The organism is Accumulibacter sp., from assembly GCF_036625275.1.
Classification (GTDB): Bacteria; Pseudomonadota; Gammaproteobacteria; order Burkholderiales; family Rhodocyclaceae; genus Accumulibacter.
In genome coordinates this window covers 1-16,033 of sequence record NZ_JAZKUD010000002.1, presented here as the reverse complement: position 1 = coordinate 16,033, position 16,033 = coordinate 1, and the positions used below count along the sequence as shown (strand labels likewise).

The 16,033-nt window shown below is 68.0% G+C and carries 13 protein-coding genes and 1 pseudogene; all 14 read right to left on the bottom strand.

Features of this window, described 5'->3' with window-relative positions:
- Positions 1-8: 8 nt before the first annotated feature.
- A complete protein-coding gene (locus V5B39_RS01365) occupies positions 9-2,369 on the bottom strand; it encodes a hypothetical protein (protein ID WP_332340840.1) in 2,361 nt (786 codons plus the stop codon).
- Positions 2,366-5,203 (bottom strand): hypothetical protein, encoded by a 2,838-nt coding sequence (locus V5B39_RS01360; protein WP_332340838.1) that lies wholly within the window; start codon positions 5,201-5,203, stop codon positions 2,366-2,368. The genes V5B39_RS01365 and V5B39_RS01360 overlap by 4 nt, the downstream gene beginning before the upstream one ends.
- The gene (locus V5B39_RS01355; RefSeq protein ID WP_332340837.1) at positions 5,200-7,776 is read right to left on the bottom strand and encodes a putative baseplate assembly protein; all 2,577 of its coding nucleotides are present in this window, start codon (positions 7,774-7,776) and stop codon (positions 5,200-5,202) included. The genes V5B39_RS01360 and V5B39_RS01355 overlap by 4 nt, the downstream gene beginning before the upstream one ends.
- Positions 7,773-8,147 (bottom strand): GPW/gp25 family protein, encoded by a 375-nt coding sequence (locus V5B39_RS01350; protein WP_332340836.1) that lies wholly within the window; start codon positions 8,145-8,147, stop codon positions 7,773-7,775. The genes V5B39_RS01355 and V5B39_RS01350 overlap by 4 nt, the downstream gene beginning before the upstream one ends.
- The gene (locus tag V5B39_RS01345; protein ID WP_332340835.1) at positions 8,144-8,443 is read right to left on the bottom strand and encodes a hypothetical protein; all 300 of its coding nucleotides are present in this window, start codon (positions 8,441-8,443) and stop codon (positions 8,144-8,146) included. Before V5B39_RS01345 ends, V5B39_RS01350 begins: the two co-directional genes overlap by 4 nt.
- Positions 8,444-8,452: 9 nt before the next feature.
- A complete protein-coding gene (locus V5B39_RS01340; RefSeq protein WP_332340834.1) occupies positions 8,453-9,172 on the bottom strand; it encodes a phage baseplate assembly protein V in 720 nt (239 codons plus the stop codon).
- Entirely contained in the window at positions 9,172-10,284 is a 1,113-nt protein-coding gene (locus V5B39_RS01335) for a hypothetical protein (protein ID WP_332340833.1), read from the bottom strand. The genes V5B39_RS01340 and V5B39_RS01335 overlap by 1 nt, the downstream gene beginning before the upstream one ends.
- Positions 10,285-10,289: 5 nt before the next feature.
- Positions 10,290-10,562 (bottom strand): LysM domain-containing protein, encoded by a 273-nt coding sequence (locus tag V5B39_RS01330; protein WP_332340832.1) that lies wholly within the window; start codon positions 10,560-10,562, stop codon positions 10,290-10,292.
- Between the two features lie 9 nt (positions 10,563-10,571).
- On the bottom strand, positions 10,572-11,261 hold the full coding sequence (locus V5B39_RS01325) for a hypothetical protein (protein WP_332340831.1): 690 nt from the start codon (positions 11,259-11,261) through the stop codon (positions 10,572-10,574).
- Positions 11,262-11,549, bottom strand: a complete 288-nt coding sequence (locus tag V5B39_RS01320) for a hypothetical protein (protein WP_332340830.1) — start codon at positions 11,547-11,549, stop codon at positions 11,262-11,264.
- On the bottom strand, positions 11,546-13,681 hold the full coding sequence (locus tag V5B39_RS01315) for an ATP-binding protein (RefSeq protein WP_332340828.1): 2,136 nt from the start codon (positions 13,679-13,681) through the stop codon (positions 11,546-11,548). The genes V5B39_RS01320 and V5B39_RS01315 overlap by 4 nt, the downstream gene beginning before the upstream one ends.
- Complete coding sequence (locus V5B39_RS01310) at positions 13,678-14,838, bottom strand: Pvc16 family protein (RefSeq protein WP_332340826.1); 1,161 nt, start codon at positions 14,836-14,838, stop codon at positions 13,678-13,680. Before V5B39_RS01310 ends, V5B39_RS01315 begins: the two co-directional genes overlap by 4 nt.
- Before the next feature lie 3 nt (positions 14,839-14,841).
- Complete coding sequence (locus tag V5B39_RS01305; RefSeq protein WP_332340824.1) at positions 14,842-15,717, bottom strand: hypothetical protein; 876 nt, start codon at positions 15,715-15,717, stop codon at positions 14,842-14,844.
- Positions 15,714-16,033: pseudogene (locus tag V5B39_RS01300) on the bottom strand (hypothetical protein); the annotation flags it as partial. The pseudogene V5B39_RS01300 and the gene V5B39_RS01305, both read right to left, overlap by 4 nt.

The window sequence follows — 16,033 nt, the reverse complement described above, 5'->3', positions numbered from 1 at the left end:
GTGATCCCCTAAGTGATCGGAATGAGCACCGGTCGCACCCCGACCGGCATGAATTCCTGCAGCCGGATGCCGATGTTTTTCCATTTGTGCGTGTTCCGCAGATACCCGAATGCGCCCATCTCATCGCTGGCCGGGCCGTCTTCGCGGATGCGGCGGTCGCAGTCGAGTCGTAGCTGCGCATAGCCTGGGCGACCAAAGAACTCGGCACTGAAGCGCAGCCGTGCCTCGCTGGCAAAGACGCAGCCGAAGTGCTGTGGCAAGCGGTCATGGTCGCCGCTGAAGCAGCAGAATTTCAGGCAACTGCCACGCTGGCCGACGCTGACATCGACGGTGTGGCTGTCCTGGTTGTCGTGCACCTCGAGGCGGTGCACGAACAGGCCGCCTTCGCCGCGCGCGGTCTGCACGCGCACGCGGCCGAAGGCGGTGAGGCCGCGCACTACCAGGTCCGGGCCCCATGCCAGCTCGGGGTTGCCGGTCGCGGCGCCGAGCGCCAGGGCCGGCAGCGTCGCAGTGCTGCCACTGCCGGCATCGACGATGCTGTCGACCAGCGTCAGCAGGTAGCCGCTGTCGATCGCCAGCGGACCGGCAATGCTGCGTTCCAGGGTCAACGCCGGAACCTGATCGAAGGCATCGCTTTCGGGAGGGGCGAGACCATAATCGTTAGTGAGGCGCAGCGTTTCGCGTATCGGCGCGCGCGTACCGCTGGCACTGCCGTCGAGCAGCAGTCCGCCGCCAGGATCGAGTGTACAGCCGAGGATGCGCAACTGGCCGAGGGCCGCCTGCATCAGCAGCGCATCGCCAGCCGGGAACGCTGCGGCGCGCGTCAGGTACAGGCCTTCGAGCAGCAGTTCAAGGACTTCGGCATTGACGGCCCCGGCTCCGCCGATCTGCGTCGGTCGCGCCCGCAGCGGCTGCAGCAGGCGGACCACCGGGCGTTCACCGGGTGCGCTGCGAATCCACAGGGATTGCGCGAGGCGCAGCGACAGAACACCGGCGTCGTTGCCGATGCCGGCGATCGCGCCGAGGTCGAGGACATGCGTCTGGCTGTCGGTGATCTCGATGAGCAGCGCTTGCGAGCGCTTCGGCAGGTCGTCGAGCGCATGCTGTAGCGCGAAGGCATCGTCAAACCAGTTGATGCGCCTGACTTCGTAGCTCTGCTCGCCAGGCCAGGTGGCCGGCAAGGGAGAACGCTGCACGGGGTGCGCGCCGCTGGGACCGGCCTGAGCATAGCTGGCCGAAACCAGCAGGCCGTCTGCCAGAGGCTCGGCCTGCGTCGCCGGGTCAGCATCCGGCACGCCGAACACCAGCCGGCCACGTTCGGGGTCGATCGCTACTTCCCAGTCGCGCAGCGGCGGTGCGATGCCGGTCTCCCAGGCACAGAGGTTGGCGCCGCGAATTCGCCAGGCCTGCCCGAGGAAGGGCGTTGCGGGCAGGTGCAGCACCAGCCCGACCGGGTCGGAGCCGGGATGCGTGTCACGCGGGTCGCTGTAGGTCTGCACGCGGACATGGCTCGCCGAGCGGCCAGCCGGCGTACCGTCGCTGAGCCGTGCCGGCGGCATCCGGTCCGGCACTTCGTCTTCGCCGCCGAGGCGCGGTGGCTCTGCGTCGGCACGGAAGCGATGCCGGTTGAACAGCGGCCAGGGCTCGCCCTGTGCCTGTACATCGAAGCGCACGGCCAGTGCAGCGGCGCCGGGTGACGGCGGGATGGCGGCGATCTGTCGGAACAGCGGCCGCGACAGCGGCACCTGAAAGTCTGCGAGCCGCCATAACAGCACCGCCAGATTCGGCAGGTTCCAGCCCGACAGGCCCAGCGTCGGCGGCTTGACGTCGACCACTCGTGCGTGCGCATCGAAAGCACCGCCAGTCAGCGAGAGCAGCGCCGGATCGCGCAGCGTCGCGGTGCCGCCGCGGACGACGGTGCTGCGCTCGCTGGCGGGACGCCGCAGCGGCATTCCGCCAGCGTCGGGACGCGGGTGGTTCAGGTGCTGGTTCCACGCCAGGCGCTCGCGCATCTCGACCGCATGCGCCGCCCAGCCCGAAAGCGCGAAGATCTGAGACTCGACGGCGCCGAGCGTACCCTTGCGGCGGCGGTGGAAAACCGTGCGCGCGACATCGGTGCGCAGCGTCCAGGGGTCGCCGGCCAGGCGCGAAGTGCCCAGCAGGTCGGCGAGGTAGGCCACCACCCAGTCATCGCAGTGTTCGATGAAGAGATCGTGATACTGCGCGTCGGTACGGGCATGCAGCGCTGCGAAGGCGTCCTCGATGACGCCGAGAAAGGCGGCGAGTTGTCCGGGCGGCGTCTGCTCACTGTCGCGGCTGCGATACACCTCGGGAAGCCGCTCGTACAGCGGCCGGCGTGGCGAGCTCATGGCAACCCGCCCTGCTCGTCGGCGGCCAGCTGCAACTGCAGCGCCGTCGCCTGTAGTGCCAGCAACCGGTCGCCGGCGCAGGCCAGCGAGCGCTGCGTCGCCGGAACGTTGGCGATCGACAGTCGCGGCTGCAACAGCGCTGCGCTCAACTGCAGGCTCGCTTTTGCTTGCACCAGCGGTGGCTTGGCGACGGCCAGCGCAGCGAGCCGAACCCAGATCACCCCGCTCACCTGCTGCACTGCGGCGACGACCTGCGAACCGTGCACCCCTTCGCCGAATTGCCGCTGCTGCCAACTGAAAAGACCGCGTGACGAATCGACGCCATTGCCCTCTTCGCCACTTGCGCCCAGGGCTTCGAGGATCGCCAGGCGCAGCTCTTCGGGGCGTCGGGTCGGGTCGTAACCCACCACCAGATGCAGCGACACCGGCGTGCGCGTACCGGCTACGACCAGCAACGGGCAGCGCCCGGCACCGCGTGCGCTCACCGCCGCACGCAGCGCGTCGCTGGCGGCCGTGGCATCGGCGGCCGCAGTACTCGCGGTGAGGAGGGTGAGGCGAACCAGAGCAGCACCGTCGACCGAGGTCCAGGCGGCGCGCGCCTTCAGCACGCCGGGAATGGCCAGCGCTTCGGCTTCGTAATCGGCCAGACTGACGATACGGCCCAGACTCTGCATCGTTCCCGGTGCAGCCAGGCGTGCGCCATCGGCACCCTCGGGTTCGGCACCTCCGGTCACCGCTTCGAGCAGGAAAGCCGCTTCGAGTCCGGCCACCTTCCTGTCGGCCTGTGGTTTCGCGTCGGCCTGCAGCAACCCGTGCGCACCCGCACCGATGCGGTAGACCGCCCGCACGTTGCCACGACCGGAGCGCAAACGTGCACCGCTCTTGCCGTCACCGAACTGCACCCAGCTCTTGCCGTCGGCATCCTCGCGAACGACGTAGACGTGCCCCCTGGGCGTACGCCCGAAAAAACTGTCTACACGCGTCCAGGCGACGCCATCGACCCACACCTGCAACTGCGGCAGCAGTGGCGGCACCTGCGTCGTATCGAGCAGATAGGTCAGCGGCGTCCTGGGTAGCGCGAAGGTCTGGAAAGCCGCGCGCGCATCGCCGTCTCCCAGGGTGATCTGCGCCTCGGTCTTGCCCTGTGTCGCCTCGACCAGGTTGCCGTACACCATCACCTGCGGTGCGCTGTGGTCGAACTGCGCGTAGTCGAATTCGCGGTCGAGCTGCACACGATGCCAGCCCGGCTGCTCTCCGTCGTCGCCATCGTCGCTGGCGACGGAGAGGGCGGTGGCGGCGACCAGCGTCGGACCTGGGCCGGAAAACAGCAGCTTGCGCCTGGCTAATGCGACGGCTTCGCCGGCCGTGCCGTAGAAATGCAGTTCCTTCCCGCGGTTGGCGGCCGTTGGCACGAAGTCGGCGCGCAGCTCGAAAGGCTCGCCAACGACCTCGTGAAAGCTGATGCCGCGGATGTCGGCATAGCCGAGCGTGCTACCGTTTTCGCTGATCGCCAGATCCTCGTCCAGCGTCAGCACCGTACTGGCGCCGTTCAGCGGTCCCCACGCCAGCGACTGCCGATCGATCTGCGCGATGCGACGTTCGAGCAGACGCTTGCGGCGACTGCTCGTGTTGCTGCCGACGCTGAGGTTGGCCTCGATCAGCAGCCGCGTGCCGGCAACGACGCTGCTGACCTCGCCGTCGAGCGGCATCTGCGTCGATTGCAGCGACGGCACGGCCGGTGCGGCGGTGGTGGCGGCGAGCTTGCGTACATACGACACCTGGCGGATGGTCGCGCGCCCCTGGTCGTCCACGTCGACCTGCGTGGCGGGTGCGTTGTGCCCGAAGTGGCGGTGTGTTCCGGCAAGCTTCCAGGCCCGCAGGTGCGGCGTCGACGCGAGGGTGGGCACGCCGAGTCCGGCCGCAAGCAGCGACTGTGCCAGCGGCTGAGCAACGAGAGCGGGCGTCAGGAAGGATGATGGCGACGCGACCTTGAGCGACAGCGGCTGCAGCGCTGGCGTGAACGACGGTACAAACAGCGAAGTCGCAGTCGGCAAGGTGGCCGAAACAAGGCGCGGTGGTGTCAGCAATCTGAATCGTGGCGGCTTTTTCAGGCTGGTGATGCCCCCTTTCATCTGTACGACGGTTTTGCCGAAGGCTTCCCAGGTCTTGTCTACGACCAGCACCTGCGTATGATCGAACGCCTCGCCAGCAGCACGGGCGACGCCAACCAGGATGCGGTCGCCGGCTTTGAGCGGCACCGCGACGCCAGCATCGACCGACAGCGTGAAGGTGTCGCTGCCGTAACGAATGTCGGGTACCTGGCGCGGCCGGTACAGATGGAACTGCGACAGCGCCGGCTGCGCGAGCAGTTCGACGCGGGTCTCGAAGACCGATGGCTGGTCGTCGCCGGCGAGCTGCGCCTGGATGCCCAGCCCAGCCGGCAGCAGCACGGGCTGCGGACCCTTCACCGCGAACGCAAAACGCGCGCGTCCCGCGATCTCTGGCGCGAGCCGATAGCCCAGCAGGCGCACCAGTTCGGCAACGCTGTCGCGCCACTTGGCACTGCGCAGATAGGCCTCGTTGGCGTAGAGATCCTGGTAGAAACTGAGAATGTCGCCGACCTCGGCGGCGGCCTCGATCAGCGCAATGCCGGGGTCGTCGGGCAGGCGGTGCGTCCACGCGGCGAGCACCGTACTCTCGTCAAGCCGCGACAGCATGTGCTCGCGCAGGTCGGCGTAGCTGCCGATGCGGTAGTCGATCGTGCTCAGGCCCGGCCGGTTGTCGATCGTCTTCGGGAAAGCAGGCGGCTGGCGGCAATCGTGGGTACAGCTCATCGGCGACCTCCAGTGATTTCGAAGCGGATGCGACCGGTTTCCAGGTGATCGGGGTCGTTGGCGACGACGATGATCTCGAACGGCCCGACGGGAACCGTCTCCAGGCGCGATTCGGGCAGCGCCGAGGGGTCGATGTCGATCTCGGTCAGGCCGCCACCGCTGCCCGGGTTCCAGCGCCGCATGCTGGCGCGCAGGACGCGGCCGACGCCGGTGACGGAAAGCGCACGACCGATCAACTGGCTCGCGTACAGCGGCTGCCCGAAGGTCCACCGATCCGGGTGGAAAAAGCCGTGGCGACCGTCGCGCGTCCAGCCATCGGAAAACTCCTCTTCGAGTACCGCCCGCAGATCCTCGGGCCAGTAGGCCGGCTGCGCACACAGGCTTAACCGGATGTCCAGGGGCACGTAGCGTGCCGCGCGCACCTCCAGATCCTCGCCGATCAGGCGAACCGCGTCGAGGTGATCGGCGAGCGCGCGCCGCAGCGGCTCGGCCAGCACGATGCTGCCTGCCGGGTCGATGGCCACCTGCACGCAACGCCAACTGCCGGTCCAGGCATAGCGGGCGCGGGCGTGTGCCACTCCTGGCAGCTCTTCGGCTCGCCTGGCATAGTCGTCGAGAGTGACGGCACGCAACTGGTGCTGGCGGTAGGCCTCGGGCACGCGGCGAACGATCTCGGCGGCGGGTTCCGGGTCGCGACCATCGGTCACGTCGAACGGGTTCCACACGCGCAGCACGGCGCCGCTGGCGTCGACGAAGCCGACCAGGCTATCGGCGCCGAGATTGCCCTGACTGCCTTGCCCGACGCGATAACGGCACTGCACCCAGGCGCCGATGGGCAGGGCTGCGCCGTTGCGGCCATCGCCAAAACGCAGCGAGCTGCCGCCGAGTTCGTCGGTCTCGACGATGAAGTGCGGGTCGTCTCCCTGGCTTCCGATCAGGTCCGATTGTTCCTGCCACGGCTCGGCAAAACCCTGCACCATGACCTGCGCGGTCGTTCGCGTCGGCGTCTCGCCGCCGGGGATACTGGCGCGATAGGCCAGTGGCGAGGCCGGCAGCGGGCAGAGCACACCGCGCAGCGGCGAAGCGCTGCCGGCCTGGCGCAGCACGATCTCGTAACTGACCGCGTCGCTGGCGACGAAACTTCGCTCGTCGGCACCACCAAGCGGCTGTCCCGGCGCGCGGAAGGTGGTGATGCGTGGCCGCCCTTGCGTCACGCGCAGCAGGTTGGCGTGGAACAGACTGACGTCCTCGACCGGCTGGCCCGCGCAGTCGCAGACGAAGCAGAAGTTCTGCCGCAGCGCGTCTTCGGCACGCCAGCGCACGCGTACCAGCCATTCGCCGGTGAACGGGTCCTGCAGGGCCTCGGCGCGCGCGATCGGACCATGCAGGGGCAACAGTTGCAGCAACTGCCGCTGCGCGATGCGTTTGCCGTTGGCGGTGCCGGTCTCGGGGTTCAGCGCCTCCTGGATCAACAACTGGTCGACCGCGGTGTTCACGTCGGCGGCGCCGGGACCCGGCACCTGGCTTGCATGCGTGCCGAGGAAGAAGTCGCGCAGCGCTTCGGCGTCGGCCTGCGTGAGCGATGTCGCCGCGGTCAGGTCGGCGTTGGTGCTGCCGGCAGCGAGCGCCGTCACCGTATTGCCCCAGGTATAGAGCCGCAAGCGGTTCAGCGGCGCGAAGCAGCGGCGGCGCCATGGTCCGCCGTCGCGCGCCATCGCGAAAATGACCGCGTCGTCGTCCTGCCAGTCCCGGCCGCTCCAGACGCCGAACTCATCCTGGCTCGTCGCCGGCAGGTCGACCTGGCCGGCCACTTCGAGAGCCAGCCAGGTGCTGGCCTGATTGCCCTGGTGGATGTGGTAGTCCAGGAGTCGCGCATGCCGCGCCAGCGACACCCGCTTGCGTGCCGTCGCGAGCGCGCGCTCGTTCATGACGCGGTCGTGGTAGTCGGCCTGCTCGTCGGCATCAGCGGCGATCAAGTCGATCAGCACCTGGTCAAGGTCGGCTTCGCTGCTCGGCAACCAGCCGGGAACGCGGCGCATCATCGCCGCGATCAGCACATGCCGGAAGGAATCGTAATCGCGCGCGAGGTAGTCGATTTCGGGCTCTGTCGGCGCTGGTCTGCCCTTTTCCAACGGTGTGCAATTGAGGTTGAAACAGCCGGGGCGAAACTTGAATGGCAAGGCGTTGAGCAAGGGGTCCATCGCCAGCGGCAGGGCATTGTCCGGGGCGCCCAGACCAACGCGGGTGGTCGACAACAGGTAAGTCGAGTAATCGCCGACCGGAGCGATCTGCAGGCGCAGCGTGTTGCCGGTGCCCGGCAGCACCTGCACCACTGCGACGGATCGTACCGGGTTGCCGGAGCGCTGACGAGTCGCCCCCTGAATCGTGAAAGCCTCTCTGGGCGGCAGTGGCGCGAGCGCATTGGCATTCCAGAATTCGACGTCGAGCCAGGCGAAAGCCGGCTTTGGCGCTACGTCGAGGGTGACGTAGGCAAGCCGGAAGGCATTCAGCCCCTTGCCGTCGAGGTCGCGCGCGCGGTCCAGGAGCCGCTCCTCGTTGCTTAGCCGGGTCATGTCGCCCCCTGTCGCTGGAAACGCACGTGGCGGACTTCGCCGCTGGCGAGCACGCGGTAGCGCAGGTCGACGTTGAGGGTGGCGTCGTCGGCGCTGACATCGAGCACTTCGACAGTGACGCGGTGCCCGAGCCAGCGCGAGAGGTTCCGGCTCACCAGCGCCTTGCTGATCGCCGCCGTCGCATCGTCGTTCTGCTGGAACACCAGCCGCCGCAGCCCGGCGCCGAAACTCGGCAGGAACGGGCGTTCGCCCTGCGCGGTCAGCAGCAACTGCATGATCTCGCCGCGAACATGCTCGGCCAGACCGGCCGGCGTCGCGGTACGCCCGTCGGTGCCGACATGAAAGGGAAAAGCGAGATGACGACCGTTCATGGCAAGGGCGTCCGGAAAGTGTCGACGGTGAAGGCCATGCGGTGTCGGTGCTGGGTCAGTCCGCCGTCGCCGCTTTCTTCGCTGGTGATCAGGTCGTTCCCGTGATCGGCGAGAAACTTCAGCACACCCTGGGCGATCGCCGCGAAGAGAATCCTGCGGTCCTGTGCGCCCTGATCGCTGTCGGGCAGGGATTCACCCTTCACCGCCTGCCATTCGTTGTACATCGCCTGGTCGATGTAGGCCGCGAGGCTGAACGCGAAGTCGTCGATCCGGCCTGCCTTGAGTGGGTTGGCCATGGGGATTCCTCAGCCAGTGGTGACGCGCGTCGACAACAGCGTCGGCGTCGCCGGGGGAAAGGGGGTGGCAGGAACGATCGGGGTCACCGGGATGCCGATCACCGTTTCACCGACATGCAGATGCGTATTGAAGATGCTGACCAACTGATTCAGGTACTGCAGCAGCGAATCACCGAAGGCGAGCGGGTGTGCTGCGCCTTCGGTGAGATCGATCAACGGCGCTTCGACGATCACTTTGCTCGTCGCCTGCACGCGAATCTGCCCGTCGTTGACGAGGATCGTCAACAAGTTGCGACCGTTGCCGTCGGAGAGCGTCAGTGTCTTCGCGTCGTCGTCGAGCGCGACCAGCAAGCCCTGTTCGCTGCGCAGGATTTTCAGCGGCGGTTTGGCAGCCGCGCCGTTCTGGTCGGCCGGGAGGTCGCTGCTTCCCCACCAGCCGCCGCTCCAGATCGGTCGCGACGGGTCACCGGCTTCGAATTCGATCCACACGCCGGCGCCGATCGGCGGGATGCTGTGCAAGCCGACCCCGGCACCGGTGTAGGGTGCGCAGGGGGTGGCCCAGGGGGTGAGCACGGAATCGCCGAACACCTCGGGAACCTGCGCCTTGATGCGACCGATCGCGGCCGGGTCCTGGGTGTCGGCAACCAGGCCACGGTACTTGCCGAAGTGGCGCGTGCGCGACTGCGTTGCGAGTTCCACCACCAGACGTTCGAGGGTTCCGTTTTCCATCAGAACACTCCCGCGAAGAGTCCGCCGCCACCCGTGCTGCCGGCCGAGCGCGCATTACGGTGCAGTGCGAAACGCTGCCGGTAGCTGCTGTCGGTGAGCACATGCGTGACCTGGCCGATCAGGTAGTCCCCCGACAGATAGCCACCGACACCGCGTACGCGCAGCAGTCGGTACGGCTGCAGCACACCCGCGTAGTCGTCGATGTCCACTTCGCCGTTGGCGGCGTAGGCCCACGACGAGAGATCGACGGTGGCCGCGGTAGCGGCGTCGAGGTCGCCCTGCTCCTCGCGCGTGCCGGTGAGCAGGGTCAGTGCCGGCTGCGTCAGGTCGTGCGCCGGGGCGTCGCCGAGCGGCGTGCCGGCGGAGGCATCGGCACTGCTGACCAGTACGCTGCGGTCGGCAAGGGCGACACTGCCGGCGCGCGCGCGCAGCGGTCGCAGCGCGTCAAACTCGGCCGAGAAACTCGCGACGTTGCGCTGGTCGCCGAGCAGCAGGATTTCGGGCAGGTCGGTGGCCGCGAACTGTGGCCGCTTGAAAGCGCCGACGCTCGCCCCCGGTGCTACGCCCGGCCGCACATAGACGAACATGCCGTAGCGCTTGGCGAGATCGCGCAGCAACTGCATGCTGGTGCCGCGCTGCACGACCACGCGCTGCAGCGCTGCGCCGGCAGTGGGCAGCGCGTCCACGTCGGCCGTCAGACCGGCTTCCTCGAACAGGCGGGTGACGATGTCCTGCGGCGCCATGTCCTCGAAGAGGGCGACCTTCTCGTCGCGGTTGAGCTGGACGCTGTCGTCGTGCACCACCAGCGTCATCCGGCTCTGGTCGGGCGAAGCCTGCAGCTCGTAGCGATTGCCGACCACCAGACCGTCGATCAGCGGCACGAAATCGTCACTGGCCACTTTGACCTCGATACGCACGCGCACAAAGGGCTGCGCGAAGTCGTCTTCGACGCCGGACCACAGGCCGGCGTCGTTGGTGGCGATCGGCAGCTCCAGCTCGGCCGCCGCGGCCATGCCGATGCCCTGGTCGATGCGGATTTCGCTGATGCCCGCCAATTGCTCCACGGTCGCCGGAACATTGTCGAAGTAGACGCGGTATTCGGCCCTGGCCATCGTCGTCAGCTCCGGGGAATCGTGATCGGCCGGCCTGTCGGCTGCAGCAGCGACGCCGCTTCGAGTTCGCTGTTGGCGTCGGCGATGTGCCAGTAGCGCGTCGCGTCGGTGTAGCGCTGTTCGCTGAGGGTGTCGAGCTGGTCGTGCGTGCGCACCGTCACCGGGTCGCCGGCAGGAATCGGCAAGCGCCGCAGCTTGACGGCCGCGACCTCGGTACCGGCGCGGTCCTTCGCCGTCACTGTCGGCAGACCATGGTAGCGCGAGTTCTTGAGGAACATGGCGGCCTCTCAGAAGGGAATGATATCGACCGCAAACTCGATCACCTTGGCGAGATTCAGCGTCGCCTGGGTGTCCTTGATCATTTGCGTGTACTTGTAGGCGCCCTCGCCGACCGCATCATCGGTCGGCGCCTGGCTGGAAACCTGCATGCCGATCCTGACTTCGGCCTGCACCGGGTTGAGCAACCGGTCGTATTTCTGTTCGCTGATGGACATCGAGGTGATGGTCACCGGCAGCACCCGTGACGGTCCCCAGATGAACAGGATGCGCGGCAGTGGTACACGGGGCACCGGTTGCGTCGGCGGTGTGCTGCCCGGACCCGAGAGTGCCGCGCCGATCGCGTCGATCGCCGCGCCGATCAGACCACCGGGCGTGCTCTGCGGGTAGACCATCTTCTCCAGCGCCGCGATCTGCGGACCGACGCCGAACAGGCGCGGAATGGCCGACACCGCACCGCCGGCACCGAGGTCGTCGGCTGCCGAAAAATGCGCGCTGATCTCGAAGCGCTCCGAAGGCGGCGCCGCTGCGGCGTGCGTCTCGACCCGTGGTCGTGCCGATGCGCTTGCCGGTGGCGGCGGGATGGTGATCGTGCGCGTCATGTTTTCCGGGTTGAACTGGAAAATCACGATGTTCGGAATCGGCCCGAGGATGTTCGCGCCATATTCGACGAGCACGCCACGCAAGGGAAAGAGCGCCATTCAGCGGCCCTCCCCGGCTTCTGCCGGCGCGCTGGCAGGACCGTGGGCGTGCGTCACCCACTCGCCCAGGCGGGCGGCGATCAGTTCGCAGAGGGTCTGTGCGTCGGCATGCGCCGGCGCATCGATGACGCCCAGGTCCAGCGTGGCAATGTCGCTGCCCAGCGTGCCCGGTTTCAGGTCGGACAGTCGCCGCTGCAGGGCGCCGTCGAGCTGCTCTGGCAAATGCTCGCCGATCCCCGCCGGGAAGCCCTGCAGCGTGATTGCCAGGCGTTCGATGTCGACCTTCATGCAAGACTCCCGAGCAGGGCCGCATGGCGACCGAACTGTTCGCGACCGGCGACGCGGTTCATCTTTTCGAGTTCGCGTTTGACGGCGGTCAACACCTCCAGCATGCCCACCTGCGCGGCCCCTTCGGGCCGTTGACCGGCGGCTAGCAGGCAGGCGTTGAAGGCGGCTGAACGGATATGGCCGCCGGCGAGTTCGAACTGCTGCGCGAGCCAACGGCAATCGATGTCGACGATGTCCACGCGCGCTGGGAAAGCCTGCCGCCACAAGCGCTCGCGTTCGACGACGCCGGGTACCGGGAATTCGACGATGTAGCGCAACCGGCGGGTGAATGCTTCGTCGAGGTCCTTGCGGCGATTGCTGGCGAGCACCGCCAGGCCCTTGAAGCGCTCCATGCGTTCGAGCAGATAGCTGATCTCGATGTTGGCGAAGCGGTCGTGCGCGTCACGGACCTCGGTGCGCTTGCCAAACAACGCATCGGCCTCGTCGAAGAACATCAGGCAATCGCTGGTCTCGGCGGCGTCGAAGATACGCCGCAGGTTCTTCTCGGTCTCGCCGATGTACTTGTTGACCACCTGCGAGAGGTCGATCCGGTACATCGGTAGCGCAAGTGCGTTGGCGAGCGCCTCGGCGGCCATCGTCTTGCCCGTTCCCGGCGGTCCTGAGAACAGCACCGACAGGCCGGCGTCGTTCCAGACGCGCGCCGTGCCCCACTCGTCATGCACGCGACCGAGCACGGCCATCGCCGAAACGATTTCGCGCAGTTGTTGGGTCTGCGCCGGCGGCAACACCAGTTCGTCGAGGGTGAAGCGCGGGTTGACCAGATTGGCGAGCCCGTCGAGTTCGAGCCGTGCCTCGGCCCGGCAGACGGCGAACAGTTCATGCGCGCCGGCCGCAGCACCCAATGCCGCCGCCGCCGCCGCGGCCCGAGCCAACGGTCGTTCGGCGAGACGGAATCGCCGTGCCGCTTCCGGGAGCGCGGCGCGGATCGCCGCTGGCGCGTCGGCCAGCGTCCGCGCCAGCCGTTGCGCGCGCGCCGTGGTGTCGAGCGGTGGCAGCAGGCAGGTCGGCAGCAGCAGCGAAGCTGGCACGCCACGCACCGCCATGCCGCCGTCGACTACCGGCAGATACCAGCGCAGCGGCAAAGCGGCCAGCGGCGCGAACCAGTGCTCGGCAACACCGGCGCTACAGCAGGCCTGCCAGTGCTCGGGCAGCAACAGGTCGGCGCCCTGCATCCAGCAGGCGGTGGCAAGCGCACCAAGGCCCGGCCGATCCGGCGTCATGTCGTCGGTCAGGATCATCAGGTTGCGCCCGACCGCCTGCGCGAGCGCCCGCGCCCAGGCAGCAAAGTCGGTGCCACGTGGTGCCTGCAGGGGCAGGATCTGCATCGCCGTCGGGGCATCGGAGCGCAGACGCGCTAGCAGTGGCAGCAGTTCCTGCGGCAACTCGCTGGGCGCCATGTCGCTTTGGCGAAGCATTCCCGACGGCAGGCTCTGGCCATCGAGCAAGGCTTGCGCGACCAGCGCCGGCATCTCCAGCGGCTGCTGCCAGTCGAGCGAATCTCGTCCGGCCGGCAACTGCACGAGGCCGTGGCGGAAAAGGGCATGGCTTGCATCGGCGCAGGCAGCGATCGCCAGAGGATCGTCCCACAGCCGCTGCGCCAGCGCCAGCGTCGGCCAGGGACGCAACAGATCGTTCTGGCACGCCGCGCAGACGGTACCGATCGAGGCATCGGCACGCCCGGCCAGCGCGCAGGCCAACACGAATTGTGCGGCAGCGGTCAGCGCGCATTCGCTGGCCAGCCAGGTCCAGTCACCGTGGCGGCTAGCGCGCAAGCGCGGTCGTTCAAGCGCGGCGATGCGCTCGCTCAGATAACGCGCGGCGATGTCGCGGTCGAAAAATGCGCGTTTCTCGTCGCGAAAGCGCGCGAGGTCGAGACTGTCCTGCACCGCATCACCGACCGGCGGCAGCGCACCCGGCAGGGCTTCAGCCTCTGCGCCGCGCTGATGCCAGCACCATGCCACTTCACGCCGCAGCCGCAGCGTCACTTGTGCCAGCCACAGCGCACAGGCCGGGTCGGCAACGGCAACATCTGGGTTCATCAACACCGGTGCGGAGGCGAGCGGCGCGTTCATGTCCAGCTCAGCAGCGGTGAGTCGAGCGCTTGCTCGCCATTGACGCGCAGGATGACGCGGTAGTTCGGATCGGGAGCCAGCGCCTGCGCGTCCGTTACCGTGAACGTGAGCGTCGTCGCCGTGCCACCGGGTTGCGGCTCGAGCAGCAACTGCGCCTTGCCCTGCAGATAGAGGGCCGCATAGCTCGCAGCGGTGGCGCCACCGAGCTGGCTGCCGTGCACCAGGAAGCTGCCGGAAAGCTTGCCGAGTACCGGCGTCAGCGGCCCGGCGAGGTTGACCGAGGTGACGCGCGGCAGCAGGTGGCCGGCCACCGCGTTGCTGCTCAACTGGTGACCATCGGGCAGGGTGCGTGCGACGCAGACCGGGTAACTGCCGGCGCTGATCGGGTCGGCAAGCGGAATGGTCGTCGTGAGCGCACCATCGAGCGTGCTCGTCGCCGGATAGGTCGACGCGCCGACCAGAATCTGGTCGTAGCCTGCGAGTTCGCTGCCGCGCAACACGATCGACTGATCGGCGCTGAAGCGCTCGGGTTCGATCGCGCTGACGCGCGCGCCCAGACTCGGCAGTACGCTCGCGCCTTCGTACGGTTGCGGGGAGGGCAATGGCTTGCCGATGCTCCTGACCGGCAGCGCATAGTCCGGTGGTTCTGCCGTGGACGCGAGCATCACCGGGCGCACCTGGAATGCGGCGGCGACGCGGTATTTCTCTTCACTGCCCTGCATGATCCGCGAGAGCAGTTCCACATCGGCCTCGTCGAAGGTCAGGCGCAGTGGATCGGGGTTGCTGGCGAGTGCGCTGTTGCTCGCGTCGGGCCGCACGATGCTCAGCGCATTGAGGGCGAGCAGGCCGCGACCGAGCAGCCGATGTGCGACGATCGAATCGCTTTCGGGACCGTCGAAGGCGGTCAACAGATAGTGCAGCACCAACCATACCGGTGGCGCCTGTCCGGCGTCGAGCGGGCGGTTGCGCAGGTTGGTGTCGATGCTGATGCGGTAGAGGAAGAGGTTGAAGCTGCCACCGCCGCCGACCACTGCCGCCTTGCTGGCATCCTCGGGTCGGCCCACGGCCACCGCGTTGATGCCGGTCCTGGCAGCGAGTTGCACTTTCAGCAGTTCGCTGACAGCGCCGATGGCCTCGCTGCTGGCGGCGAGCGACACGGCTCAGGCCCAGCGCAGGTAGTGGCGCTGCAACGAAAAACGCGGCGCCGGAATGGCTGCGAACACCGGCTGCGGCAGCGCTGCAGGCGCCGCTTCAGGGGTGCGTACGGGGTGTACTTCGAGCGCAATGGTGCCGATGCGAATTTCGTTGCGCGCAGCGGGAGCGGGGTCGATGGTGGCCGGTGCAGCGGCGCGCGGGTCCGGGCGCGTGACATCGACGCGTGACACCGGCGTCGCCGGTTGAACCGACGTGCTTGGCAGCATGACCGGCGTCGCCGGCTCGTTGCGAGTCATTGCCGCGCGACGAGCCGGCTCCGTCGCTGCGAAGGGTGTTCCCGGCGCCAGTTGCACGCCGAGTTGTGCCGGCATCGATCCGGGATCGAGGGGAGGCGCTGCGTCGACCTGGAGAGGGTGCGGGTTCGCTGCGCCATCCGACGGGTGCTGCGCGACACGCTGCCGGGCAAGGAGCGATGGGGGCGACGACAGTCGTGCCTCAATTTCCCTGGCCAAGGTCTCGCTAGCCGGCGCGACCGCCAGCGCATCGTGCCGCAAGCTTGAGGTCGGCCAGTGCGCAGCCTCGGGAGACGGTGTGCCGGTCATCATCGGTGCGGACACGAGCGGTGCAGACTCGGCGCGCTGCCGGGCTGGCAGGGTTGCCGGTGGCGGCACGCGCGGAGCAGGTACGCCGCGAGCATCCTGCGCGACCGATGGAAAGCGTACGGCTGACGCCGGGGCCATTGCCGCGCGCACTGCCGTCGTGTCGGTGTTCGGCGCTGGCACTTCGACTTGCTGTTCGAGCGGTTCGACCGCCTGCGCCTGCAAAGCGGTTCCAGCACGCGCATCGATCTGTGCGGCAAGTCTCGCGAAATAGCCGCTCATGCCCAACCCCGGGCAGCGATTTGCTGCAGGTAGTGCGTGCGACGCCAGCGCGGCAGCGCGAGAATTTCCGCTTCACTCCAGTGGAAGACCGACGCCAGTTGCAGTACCTCTTCGAGCATTTTCGCTTGCGTACCCGCGAAGCCATCGAGCAGCCGTGCTTCGAGGTCGCAGGCGACCAGCTCGTCGTGGCCGCAGGCCGGGCAGCGGGTCTGTAATTGCAGGGCGGTGAGCGGGTCGTGCGCGGCGAAGGCCTCGTCGAGTGCAGCGAGCCACCTTGCCGACAGGTGATGATCCGCGCCCACCGCTTGCCCGGCGA